Origin of the sequence: Priestia sp. BR_2 (genome assembly GCF_041954005.1) — a bacterium.
Taxonomy (GTDB): Bacteria; Bacillota; Bacilli; order Paenibacillales; family Paenibacillaceae; genus Paenibacillus_AQ; species Paenibacillus_AQ lautus_A.
The window spans coordinates 156,815-169,461 of the sequence record NZ_JAVFHM010000185.1; the positions used below are offsets into that span (position 1 = coordinate 156,815).

Here is a 12,647-nt window from a genome sequence, read left to right on the forward strand (position 1 = left end):
ATAATAGTTGAAACAGGGACAGAAATGAAAGCGTATATCAAGCCAAGCGGCTAATTCAAACGGATTGTTGAAGCAGCCTTCTTGAAGTGAACGGAGGAATGAGCATGTTCAGCGTAACGGATGTACGATGCGAATATCTTCATCAACCGATAGGTATCGGAGAGCGAAAGCCGCGCATCAGTTGGAGGTTGGCCTCGGACAAAAGAGCCGTCAGCCAAACCGCTTATGAGATTGAGGTTTCCAACGAGAAGGAATTTGCCAAGCCCTGCTGGACATCAGGGAAAACAGCCTCGTCGCAGTCGGTTCACGTGGAATTAACGGGGCAGAGCGTAACATCATGTAAGCGCTATTTCTATCGCGTGCGTGCCTGGAACCAAGCCGGGGAATTGACGGAATGGTCCGACACGGCCTACTGGGAGACTGGAAAACTGGGAGGGGAGCCATGGGTCGGACAATGGATATCTGCACCACGATCCTTGCTGCCTGCTGACGCCGGTCACCTCCCGCTGCTCCGCAAGAGCTTCAGCTTAAAGTCGCCCATTACGAAAGCAAGAATATATGTCACGGCGCTGGGCCTTTATGAACTTGAGCTTAACGGACAGAGAGTGGGAGATTGTTATTTCACGCCAGGCTGGACGAGTTACGATCATACGATTCAGACGCAGACCTATGACGTGACCGAGATGCTGAAATCTGGCCAAAACGCGATCGGTGCTTGGCTCGGTAACGGTTGGTACAAGGGACAGCTGGGGTGGGAGGATCGGCACGCGATTTATGGAGATCGATTAGCGCTTCTGCTGGAGCTGCATATCACGTATGCTGACGGCAGCGAAGAAGTGATGGGAACCGATTCAAGCTGGCAGTCGGCCAAAGGCCCGATCGCCATGTCGGAGCTCTATCATGGCGAAACCTATGATGCGCGCCTCGAACTGGACGGCTTCAGTTCGGCAGGTTATAACTCGGTTGATTGGCATGGCGTGGAAACGATCGACCAAGGTTACGACAAGCTGAAGCCCCAGATCAACGAGCCCGTGAGAGCCGTTCAAACGGTGCGGCCCGTGGAATGTCTGACCACGCCCAAAGGTGAAACCGTCATCGACTTCGGGCAGAATTTGGTAGGCTGGGTACGATTTAGCGTGTCCGGTGCGGAGGGCACAACGGTGACGCTGCAGCATGCGGAAATCCTGGATGCCGAGGGTAACTTTTATACGGAGAATCTCCGAACCGCTAAACAAACGATTCAATACACGTTAAAAGGCGGAGGGAACGAAATCCATGAACCTCATTTTACGTTCCAAGGCTTCCGATATGTTCGTTTAGACGGTTTCACGGAAGATCAGCTGGACCTCCGGCATTTCGAAGCGGTCGTGCTCCATTCGGATTTCGAAGAAACCGGAACTTTTCAATGTTCGGATCCCATGGTTAATCAATTGCAGAGCAACATTCGATGGGGACTGAAGGGGAATTTCCTCGACGTGCCCACGGATTGCCCGCAGCGTGACGAGCGGCTTGGCTGGACCGGCGATGCGCAGATGTTCATCGGGACGGCGGCCTATCTTGCCAACGTGGCGCCTTTCTTCACGAAATGGCTGTCGGACCTGGCCGCGGAACAGCGCGATGACGGAGCGGTTCCGTTCGTTGTTCCGCATGTGCTCGGCGATGAAGCCTATGCTTCGGCCGCATGGGGAGATGCAGCGGTCATTTGCCCGTGGACGGTGTACGTCAATTTTGGCGATCGACGGATATTGGAGCGTCAATATGAGAGCATGAAGCGCTGGGTCTCCTACATTCAAGCTCAAGGGGAGCATGAATATCTGTGGAATACCGGCTTCCATTTCGGCGATTGGCTGGGACTGGATGCGAAATCCGGGGACTATGTGGGTGCTACGGAACGGGACTTTATCGCTTCGGCGTTTTATGGTTATTCGGTGGAACTGCTTAGGAAAACCGCGGTCGTATTGGGACGAGAACAAGATGCTGCCCTGTATGCCGAGCTTAAAGAAAAGGTTGTCGCTGCATTCCGTAACGAATTCGTGACCCCGTCCGGAAGGCTTGCGGCGTCGACGCAGACCGCGCACGTGCTTGCGCTTATGTTCGGGCTGCTGGATGAGGCGGCGGAAAAACGTGCGGCGGATCGTCTTTATGCATTGCTGGAGGAGAGCCGGTTTCATTTAACGACCGGTTTTGTGGGCACGCCTTATATTAATCATGTGTTAAGCCGGCACGGCATGCACGATGCGGCGTATAAGCTTCTGCTGCAGCAGGACTATCCTTCATGGCTGTATCCGGTGACGAAAGGCGCCACGACGATATGGGAGCATTGGGACGGCATCAAGGAAGACGGCAGCTTCTGGAGCCGCGACATGAATTCATTCAATCATTATGCATACGGAGCCATCGGCGAATGGCTGTATCGTTCGGTTGCCGGCATACAGACCGTGGAGGATGCGCCGGGTTATAAACATATCCGGTTTGCGCCTGTACCGGGCGATGGCCTGACATGGGCGGAAGGCAAAATCGATACGATGTATGGAACCGTCCTGTCATGCTGGCGGATGGAAGATGATGGCGAGTTTCAGCTGGAAGTGTGTATTCCGCCTAATACGACTGCTGAAATATGCCTGCCGGGTGTTTTTGACGTTTCAAACGTTAAGGAAGGCAGCACGATCCCTCTAAACGAAGCGAAGGGGATCCATTCCGCGGTTGATGGCGAAGCGGGTGTTGTGATTCAAGCGGGTTCGGGGGAGTATACGTTCCGTTATGTATACAACTATCCTAAAGCGAAGTAAGGCATGATAGCAGGAGACCAAAGTTCTTTACCGCGACGGACGCGGTAAGGAACTTTTTTTTCGTATCCAGGCACATTTCTGGGCGAATGCACATACGATACAAAGTGATCTTAAGGAAGCGAGGGGAACTCTGTGGCAGTCATCAAAGCGAATTCGAATGATGTGGATCTTCTGGCAAGATTGATCCGCGCAGAGGCAGAAGGCGAAGGTGAGCAGGGCATGCTCATGGTAGGGAATGTCGGGGTGAACCGGATACTGGGTAACTGCCTGGATTTTCGAAACATCCGCAACATGAACGATATGGTATTTCAGAGCCCGGGTGGTTTTGAAGCAACACAGAAAGGCTATTTTTATCAACGGGCCAGGGATCGGGATCGTCAGCTAGCCCAAAGGGTCATTAATGGGGAACGCATATGGCCGGCTAGCAACGCGCTATGGTTTTTCCGCCCGGCAGGGGACTGCCCGGCAACCTGGTACAATCAGCAGAACACAGGCCGATTCAAGGCACACTGCTTCTTCACCCCGACATATGCCGATTGCCCGTCCGTTTTTTGATTCATGTTATACAACCGCTTAGGCGGGAGTTATAAATTAAAGGAGGAAATTACTTATGTACAATCAAGGTGTGCCGCCTGTGAACTTCATGAATGGAGTCCGTTATCCGGGAGTGCCGAACCGCGGGACCGCTGGTTACACGGCAAACGTTCCACCGCAGGTGCCCAGCGGAAGTCCAATGACGCCGGGAGGCACCGTTGTTCCGGCACCGCCGCAATTCGAACAATCTTACGTGGAGAATATCCTTCGATTGAACCTTGGGAAGCAGGCAACGTTTTACATGACGTATGAAAACAATTCGCAATGGAATGCCAAGGTGTTCACGGGCATTATCGAAGCCGCCGGTCGCGATCATATCGTCATCAGCGAACGGACGACAGGGCGCCGGATCATCCTGCTGATGGTGAACCTGGACTATGTCGTGTTTGACGAGCCGCTCAATTACCAATATCCGGGCGTGATCGGCAATCCGCCTCCAACGGCAAGATAAATCTATTTTTGCGAATGCCCCAATAACCTTCGTTTACACCGATGTGAAACGGAGGTTATTTCATTTGGCCTTGGCAGAATATTCAATGGCATGCGTTTTTCTAACGACACTCCGCGCGGCCGCATTGTATTATTTTAACATTATGATTGTATTATTTTAACATTATGAATGTTTATTCATAGAATCGTTCAATTCATCGGAAAACGAGTGTTAACGGCTGAGAATCAAATTAAAGCTCATAACAACGATGATTAATGTCATAAGACAACGTTTGACTGTGTATCGTAGTACTATATAATTACTTATATAGCTTGAATAAGTCGGAATAAGACAAGGAGATGAGACCATTGGGAAGTTGATGCGTAGTCCGAACACGCTGTTATGCTTGATGGCACCACACATTTTTAATAACCGAAGGAGGTGTTCCTATTCGTCATAGCATGCTGTATGGCGGGTAGGAGATCGATTGAGTGACCCCTTACCGAGTTTGATAAGTTTAACCTTGGTATTGATTCTCGTCCTATTAAACGGATTTTTTGTATCGGCTGAATTGGCTTTTGTTAAAGTGAAGAGCAGCCGGATTGACGCTTTGGTTGAAGAAGGACATAGACGTGCACAATTTGCGCAGAACATACTGAAGAACCTGGACGGATATATATCCGCTTGCCAGTTTGGCATTACCATCGTGTCCATCGGCCTTGGCTGGATCGGCGAGAGAACGATTTCCGCCATGATTACGCCTTGGTTCAACGGAATAGGATGGAGCAACACAGCCGTTCATGCGGTGTCCTTGGTATTAGCCTTCATCTTGATCGCACTTATGCATATCGTATTCGGTGCATTAGCGCCTAAGACGGTGGCCGTACGCAAGGCGGAACAAATCACGCTGCTGTCCGCAGGCCCGCTGCGGGTATTTTACACCATCATGTTCCCGTTTATCTGGTTTGCCAATGGGCTTTCCAATAACGTTCTCCGCTTATTCCGGATGAAGCCGGTGGTTGAACGCAATGTCCATACCGAGGAAGAACTGCGGGATATGATGAAAGAGAGCAGCGAGAGCGGATTGATGGATAGCACGGAGATGACACTGGTAGACAACATTTTTGAATTTGCCGACACAACGGCAAGGGAGATCATGATCCCCCGTACAGAAATGATCTGCTTATACAACAATCTTTCATTGGAAGAAAATCTGAAGATTGCAAGCGAGGGCATGCGAACCCGTTATCCGATCTGCGACGAAGACAAGGATCATATCATTGGCTTTATTCACATTAAAGATCTGATGCGCGGCTTCGTTGGCGACCAGCTTTCCCTGATTCGCCCGATCATTGCTGTTCCTGAGTCAATCAAGATCAGCGAACTGCTGCGAAGAATGCAGCGGAGCAAGACGCAAATCGCCATTCTTATCGATGAATACGGCGGGACCTCGGGACTCGTGACCCTGGAGGATATTATGGAAGAAATCGTCGGTGAAATTCAAGACGAGTTTGACGAAGAGCGTCCAGGCATTGAAAAGGTGGGGGAGGATGAATACTCCATTGATGGATTGATGCTGATCGATGAAATCAATGACCAATTTGGTCTGAATGTGGATACAGAAGATTACGATACCATCGGTGGATGGCTGTCTGCGCGCCTTGAGGTGCTGCTTCCGCACAAAGGCCAGTCTGTTATATTCGAAGACTGTCGCTTTGTGATCGAGGAGACGGAGAATAAACGCATCTCCCGGATACGCCTGATCAGGCAAGAGCAGCAGCTGATACAGGAAGAAGCGGGCGCGTAAACTGGTTATTAGAAGAAGCAGCGACATTAAATGTCGCTGCTTCTTTTTATTTGCAGAAAAGTTTCAAAAATTATATCAAACCGTGAAAAAATAGAAACTTTTACGCTAACACGACGTGTTAAAATATGGATGTTCCTATCATATTGAAAGAAAGGTGATATTATGTCGAAAGTACGCAGTCCAAAACGTATAGCTTCAGCACTTGCAGTCAGTGTTTTGTTAAGTTTATCCCTGGCAGGAGGGGCTTTCGCGGACTCCGCTGCAGGCATTGCACCCGGTGCTTTGACGACTCCGCCTCCGGTTGAAATGAATTTGAATTCTTCCATCAGCCTCTTAGCGAATAAATATTTGATCAACTACTATTCTACGATTAGCAAGGCAAGCGGCACCCAAGTGAGTATCAACGGATTTACCGGCGCTGGACAAGCCGTAGACAGCATCGGCATTAATTATGTTCTACAGCGCTGGACAGGGTCGGCTTGGGTGGATGCTGGCAGTGCATATGAAAACGGAACCAACAAGCTTTCGCTTAGCGGCACCAAAAATTTCAACGTTCAGGCAGGCTACTATTACCGTGGCAAAACCATTCATTGGATTAATGAGAACGGTACATATGAGGAAGGCACTTATTATACGAACTCGATATTAGTAGAACAGTAATTTCAATAGGTTATAACAAAGAAGGACACTTTATGCAAGTGTCCTTCTTTGTGTGTGCAGGTATGGTTCTAGTGTATGCTGTTGGCGATTTTAATGAATTCTTCTCTAGAGAACAATCCGCTAATATTCACCAATATTTTGTCATTGTCATGCAAAAAGCGGAGGTTGGTTTCAGTCAGGTAGGCTACGGCTCCGGATTTCAGCTTCAGCGTCTCGGTAACCTTTCCTCCAAGGCCGATGGACCGTTCTGCCGTCATGTCGATTAAATCGATGTAGAATACCTTTTCATCCGCATTCTTGTAGTGAAGATGAAGATCCAGGATCGGCGCGCTCTCGCTTTCCGCGATTCCCGTTGCCTCATAGAACTCAAAGCCTGGCGGAATATAGCCGATTTCAGGGATCTTGAATAATACGCGCTTTTGCGATTCGATTAAGGATTCGTTAGAATCCGTAAAGGGAACGTCTTCGGTTTCCATCAATTCAGCGGGCGGTACTTGGTCGGCGTTATCTGGGACAGGGCTTATATCCGGCGGAGGCGCAGTGAGGGCCTTGCTGGGATCGACGGGCTCTTTCTTGCCGAATATCTGGCCCGTAATGCCGTTGCCCCAATCCACGATTTGCTGATAGATCGGCGATACGGCTTGCGTGACGGTAGGCTGGGAGAACACGAATGCCCCGAATGCCATGGAAGCTGCGATAATACCGGCCAACTGAAATCTGCGGCGTCGCTGTTTCCGATTGTTAAGTTTCTCGACCTGCAGCTTGACTTGCTGCCAGGATTGTCGCTTGGATTCGTTGTCCGTAGGGAGTGAGGAACGTGAAGCTGCACGATCAAAGGCTTCATCAAAGGCCTCATCAAACCAATCATCGTATTTTTCGTTGCTCATCCAATTCACCCCACTCTCTATACAGCATTTTCTTAACGGATTCCCTGGCCCGGAACAAACGCTGCTTCACGATCTCTTCGCGAGTATTCAGCAGCTCCGCGATTTCCCTGTAGGTCAGGCTGTGCTTCCAACGATACTCAATCAATAGCTTGTATTCAGGCTTCAATTGGTCGAGGTACTGCCCGATCGATTCCTCCAGCAAATTCGATTCCACCTGGTGTTCGACGTTCGTGGAAGAAACTACCACGTCCTCTTCATTAATAAAAACACTATCGACATCCACTTGGTTACGGTATTTTTTATTTTTTCTTAAATAATTCATGGTTGAGTTTTTCGCGACGACACGGAGCCAGCCCCGCATCTTGCTTTCCGTTTCGAACTTCGGCTTGCTTGTGATCACTTTGATAAAGGACTCCTGAATGATATCCTCAACAGCAGCATGATCCCGTACGACATACAGTATTTGCCCATAAACGAGGTCATAAAATTCATAATAGATTTCTTCCTGAATAGGTTCGCTCAGATCAGCGAAATCTGCTGCAAGGAGGAGCTGTAATCGGTTGGACACGCGATAATCCCCTCTCTGGTGTAACCATCCTATTTCTCTCATCATTTTACAACATATCGGGTAAAAAAGCCCTACAAATTCTAGTAACAGCCGACTCTGGAGACCGTAGGCATCCCGGCTTATCCTATGGAATTCATGGTATGGGGCCCGCTTTTTCGCCTCTATTATCGGCAAGTCAATGAGCTGCGCCCATCTCTTCATCATATGCTCGGCCATCAATGGGTATTAATCGAATCTGGGATTGACTCGGCAAGAGATAGGGCGGGGATGGACCAGACAAAAACAGGACAGCCTCTGAGAATCAGGCTGCCCTGTCGATCGTTCTTAATCGAATGTTGGGTTGCTAGTCATGGTAACGGGAAAAATGGCGATTATGCCCAGTTACCATCGATGAAGACTGGCTCTTCCTTGCCATCATGCGTGATTCCCGTAATCTGAAGCTCCTTGGAGCCCATCATGAAGTCGACGTGGGTAATGCTGGTGTTCAGGCCGCTTGCCTGGAGCTGTTCGGACGTCATGGTCTTGCCGCCTTCAAGGTTGAAGGCATATGCGCTCCCGATGGCCAGATGACAGGATGCATTTTCATCAAACAGCGTGTTGTAATACAGGATGCCGCTTTCCGAGATCGGGGAGCGGTGGGGGACAAGAGCCACCTCGCCCAGATAATGCGACCCTTCGTCCATGGAGATCAGTCGGGTTAAAGTATCCTGGCCTTGTTCGGCGGAAAAATCGACGATGCGCCCGTTCTCGAACGTAATCGAGAAATTGTCGATGATGTTGCCGCCGTAGCTCAAAGGCTTCGTGCTGCGTACGGTGCCGTTGACGCCGGTTTTGAGGGGGGCGGTGAATACTTCCTCCGTCGGGATGTTGGCAACGAAGCGCTCGCCTTTTTCGTTGTGGCTGCCCGCCTGGGCCCATATATGACCCTCCGGCAGCTCGATTGTCAGATCCGTTCCAGGTGAAGTGAACCGGAGCTTGTGATATTTCTTGGCATTGAGTTCATCCGATTTGCGTTGAAGGGTATGGATATGCTCCTCCCACGCCCCAATAGGATCTTCCAGGTCCGCGCGAACCGCGTGGAAAATCGCGTCCCACATTTTGTCCACCTGTTGGCCGGCAGGAACGTCAGGAAACACCTTGGCGGCCCAATCGGGGGAAGCGTACGCTATGCCGGTCCAGCTCATTTTGTCGGCCTGCTGGTATTGCCGGTATTTCGACATGGCTGCGCCATATGTACGTTGATAATTGGATATACGCTCGGGATCGACTCCTTTTAACAGGTCGGGGTTCGAGGAGAGGATCGTCAAGAAAGCGGCTCCTTGTTCGGCAAGTTCGGTTACTTCCTCTGCGTAATAAGTCGGCGGTTCCAAAAAAACTTCGTCGGGCGCCAGATCGTACCGAATCCGATTCACGATCTCGTCACTGTAATTCACTTTCACTTGCTTGGCACCCGTTTCGTAGGCTTTCTTCACGATCAGGCGCACCAGCGGCGCCGCATCAATCATGGCGTTAACCACCAGCGTTTGTCCCGGCTGCACGTTGGCGCCGACCTTGACTGCTAGCTCCGCATAGCGTTCCAATTTTTGTTCAAAGCTGGACATGACAGACCCTCCATTTCTTATATGCTGCCTCATAGCAACTTCAAGCGTTGTTTAGATTATCGCACAATTTTTAAGTTTGTAAATCAACCTCGGGTCAATTAAAGTCCGAAAAAGTTAAAAGAAAGCAGCTACTTCGCGAGAAATAGCTGCTTAATGCTGCATCTTATTCTTAAAATGCCCAGTTTCCTTTCAGGAATACGGGTTCTTCCTTGCCATCTGCCGTAACGCCGTATATATCCATGTCGCCGGAGCCGATCATGAAGTCGACATGGGTTACGCTCGTATTGAGGCCGCTCTGAATCAGCTGCTCCTGATTCATGTCCTTGCCGCCCTCGAGACAGAAAGCATAAGCGCTGCCGAGCGCCAGGTGGTTGGAGGCATTCTCGTCAAACAACGTGTTGTAATACAGGATGTTCGACTCCGAGATCGGGGATTGATGCGGCACAAGCGCCACTTCACCAAGGTACCGTGCACCTTCATCCATGTTCAGGAGGCGCTCCAAAGTCTCATACCCTTGCTCCGCCGTGAAGCTGACCACCTTGCCTTCTGCAAAAGTAAGGGAGAAGTTGTTTATGATGTTACCGGCATAACTCAATGGCTTCGTACTATGTACGGTCCCGTTGACGCCTGTTTTGAGCGGAGCGGTAAAGACTTCCTCAGTCGGCATGTTAGCCACAAAGGAGTGTCCTCGTTCGTTGATGCTGTCGCCTTGTGCCCAAATGTGCCCTTCCGGCAGCTCGATGGTAAGATCGGTTCCAGGCGCAACATAGTGGAGCTTCTTGTATTTCTTGGCGTTCAGCACGGAGGATTTGGCTTCAAGCACTTCGAGATGTTGGTTCCAGGCCTCTACCGGGTTCTCCTGGTCCACACGTACGGTGTGGAAAATCGCATCCCACAATTTGCCGACCTGCTCGGATTCCGGAACATCCGGGAATACCTTCGCGGCCCACTCAGCCGAAGGAACTGCGACCAGGCACCAGCTGAACTTGTCGGACTGCTGATAGGCACGGTATTGCTTCAATGCTTCGCCCCGCGCCTTGTAGAAGTTTCCGATGCGCTCGGAATCGATGCCGCTGAGCAGATCGGGGTTCTCGGCCAGCACGTGCAGAACGGCTGCCCCGTTCTCGACCAGCTCCGTCATTTCTCCGGCATACCATTTTGGCGCTTCGGTAAATACGTCATCCGCAGCTTTTTCGAATTGAAGCCTTGTTATCGTTTCGTCGGTCCACAGGATCTTAACGAGGCGGGCCCCCGCTTCGTATGCCTTCTTGGCGATCAAGCGGGTAAACTCGGCGGAATCGACAGGAGCATGGACCACCAGCGTTTGCCCTTCCTGTATGTTGACTCCAACCTTTACGGCCAACTCGGCATATTTGTCCAGGTATGTATTGAAATCGGACATTTGGAACCCTCCAATGCAATTAATAATGTAACACCCCATATTATACTAGATCGAGCTGTATAAGAAAAACCATAATCAGCGATCAAGAAAAGTGATATACTGAGTCTTGTGAGTGCTTTACAACGTAACGAAGGAGCGTGAAAACGTGTCACAAGTCCGAATCGAGCGTGCGGATATGAAGCGGGATGATGCCGATCAATTCGTGGGATATACCGTATTTTCTATAGATGGACATGCCTCATCCTACGAGATCACCTTCCTGAGCAAGAACGGGCGGGATTGGGATTACAGTCTGAACTTTGCCGGCGAGCCGGGAATCGAGGAGCAGTTTCTCCAGATAGACGAACGGATCGAAAACGATGACGAGCTGTTTGACGATTTGCTGGATGCAGCCATTGATGCCAGCGAATTCGGGGAATCAGAGGCGGACTAAAGAAACGTATTTAAGAAACAAACCGTACACCTCTCTTAGATGGAGGCGTACGGTTTGTTTACATGCGGCAATGAGCGGGCCGGATAGCTTATCCTATTGTGATTCGTCCTTCGGGATGGCGATACAGCTCCTTGTTATTCTTGCGGCTAAGCGCGTAGGCAAGCGTTAGCGGCCCCAGCCGGCCGAGGAACATGAGCATGGCAATGGTTACCTTGCCAACCCCGGAGAGCTCGGTGGTCAGACCCATGGATAACCCGGCCGTGCCGAAGGCGGATACGGCTTCGAACAGAATCCTTAAGAATTCGCCTGATTCCGTAACGGACAGGAACATCGAGGCGCCTACCAATAGCAGCAGCGATAGAATCGTCAGCGTGATGGAGCGGTAAACCAGGGCTTGGGAGATGCGGTTGCGATAGAGCACCACATCGCGTTTTCCCTGAATCATCGTGATGACGGCACCGATCAGCACGGCAAAGGTAGTCACCTTGATGCCGCCTCCGGTCGATCCGGGGGCGGCCCCGATGAACATCAGGAGAATCATGAAGAACTGGGACGATTGCTCCAGACTCGCAATGTCCAGGGTGCTGACGCCTCCCGAACGGGGAGTGATCGATTGGAATATGGAAGCCATAATCTTTACCGGATACGAAAGAGGCCCCAAGGTTTTGGGATTGCTGTGCTCCAGGATAAAGATCATGACGGCTCCGATCACGATTAACAGGGACGTCACCGTCAAGACAACCTTGGAATGAAGCGAAAGCTTCTTGCATTTCGGATACTCGATGAGATCAAAGATAACGATGAAGCCGATGCCCCCAAGGAAGATCAAGAACATCAGGATAATATTCACGATAGGATCCGCTACATAGGTGGCAAACCCTGAGAAGGGTCCGTGAATTTGGCCGAAGAGATCAAAGCCTGCATTGTTGAAGATGGAGATGCTCTGGAAAATGCCGAAGTATGCCGCATCGGAAAGCGGCATGATGGCAGAGAACCTGAGCGTCAGCAGCAAGGCGCCCGCGCCTTCTATGATCAGCGTGTAGACCAGCACTCTTCGGATGAGATCCACGATGCCTTGTATTTGGTATTGTCCCATCGCTTCCTGAAGGATCATGCGCTCCCGGAGCGAGATTCTGCGGTTAAACATCAATGCAATCCAGGTGGCCGAGGTCATAAACCCCAAGCCGCCAAGCTGAACCAGCATAAGCATGACAATTTGTCCAAATATCGACCAATGGGTGCCCGTATCCACGACGGTTAACCCCGTCACGCTGATGGCTGACACTGCCGTGAAGAGAGCATCTACCAGCGGAGTCGAAGTCCCGTCGGCGGTAGCGATAGGGAGCTTAAGCAGAAAAGTTCCGATCAGTGTGATCGATGCGAAACCGATAGCCAGAAATTTAGGAGGCGTCATTTGATTGCGTAGGTCTTTCTTTTTCATGCCGATTATCCTTTACCGAAAGTTTAATTTTGAAA

Annotated in this window: 11 protein-coding genes; 6 read left to right on the forward strand and 5 right to left on the reverse strand. The window is 50.5% G+C overall.

Annotated elements, in window-relative coordinates; genetic code table 11:
- The first annotated feature begins 104 nt into the window (after positions 1–104).
- The 5 genes from RB298_RS10105 to RB298_RS10125 all read left to right on the forward strand — a co-directional run bounded on the left by RB298_RS10105 (position 105) and on the right by RB298_RS10125 (position 6,280).
- Entirely contained in the window at positions 105–2,789 is a 2,685-nt protein-coding gene (locus RB298_RS10105) for a family 78 glycoside hydrolase catalytic domain (RefSeq protein ID WP_486046991.1), read from the forward strand.
- A 132-nt stretch (positions 2,790–2,921) separates the two neighbouring features.
- Positions 2,922–3,344 carry a cell wall hydrolase gene (locus RB298_RS10110; protein WP_009589484.1) on the forward strand — a complete coding sequence of 141 codons (423 nt, stop codon included), beginning with the start codon at positions 2,922–2,924 and terminating at the stop codon, positions 3,342–3,344.
- 88 nt (positions 3,345–3,432) lie between these two features.
- Positions 3,433–3,834 (forward strand): spore coat protein GerQ, encoded by a 402-nt coding sequence (gene gerQ, locus RB298_RS10115; RefSeq protein ID WP_374705876.1) that lies wholly within the window; start codon positions 3,433–3,435, stop codon positions 3,832–3,834.
- Positions 3,835–4,300: 466 nt separating this feature from the next.
- Positions 4,301–5,620, forward strand: a complete 1,320-nt coding sequence (locus tag RB298_RS10120; protein WP_096773440.1) for a hemolysin family protein — start codon at positions 4,301–4,303, stop codon at positions 5,618–5,620.
- 216 nt (positions 5,621–5,836) lie between these two features.
- Positions 5,837–6,280: a hypothetical protein gene (locus RB298_RS10125; protein ID WP_486046992.1), complete on the forward strand. Its 444-nt coding sequence runs from the start codon at positions 5,837–5,839 to the stop codon at positions 6,278–6,280.
- Positions 6,281–6,348: 68 nt separating this feature from the next.
- Here RB298_RS10125 and RB298_RS10130 read toward each other — a convergent pair whose 3' ends face one another.
- From RB298_RS10130 to RB298_RS10145, 4 genes are all read right to left on the reverse strand, one after another.
- Complete coding sequence (locus RB298_RS10130) at positions 6,349–7,167, reverse strand: DUF4367 domain-containing protein (protein WP_486046993.1); 819 nt, start codon at positions 7,165–7,167, stop codon at positions 6,349–6,351.
- Entirely contained in the window at positions 7,145–7,735 is a 591-nt protein-coding gene (locus tag RB298_RS10135; protein WP_036665307.1) for an RNA polymerase sigma factor, read from the reverse strand. Before RB298_RS10135 ends, RB298_RS10130 begins: the two co-directional genes overlap by 23 nt.
- A gap of 371 nt (positions 7,736–8,106) precedes the next feature.
- Positions 8,107–9,336: an aminopeptidase gene (locus tag RB298_RS10140; RefSeq protein ID WP_277748646.1), complete on the reverse strand. Its 1,230-nt coding sequence runs from the start codon at positions 9,334–9,336 to the stop codon at positions 8,107–8,109.
- A gap of 169 nt (positions 9,337–9,505) precedes the next feature.
- Positions 9,506–10,738, reverse strand: coding sequence for an aminopeptidase (locus RB298_RS10145; RefSeq protein ID WP_486046994.1), 1,233 nt, complete (start codon positions 10,736–10,738; stop codon positions 9,506–9,508).
- A gap of 145 nt (positions 10,739–10,883) precedes the next feature.
- Between RB298_RS10145 and RB298_RS10150 the strand changes: the two genes are divergently transcribed.
- Positions 10,884–11,171, forward strand: coding sequence for a hypothetical protein (locus RB298_RS10150; protein WP_009589418.1), 288 nt, complete (start codon positions 10,884–10,886; stop codon positions 11,169–11,171).
- An 88-nt stretch (positions 11,172–11,259) separates the two neighbouring features.
- Here RB298_RS10150 and RB298_RS10155 read toward each other — a convergent pair whose 3' ends face one another.
- Complete coding sequence (locus RB298_RS10155; RefSeq protein WP_486046995.1) at positions 11,260–12,612, reverse strand: TrkH family potassium uptake protein; 1,353 nt, start codon at positions 12,610–12,612, stop codon at positions 11,260–11,262.
- Positions 12,613–12,647 lie beyond the last annotated feature (35 nt).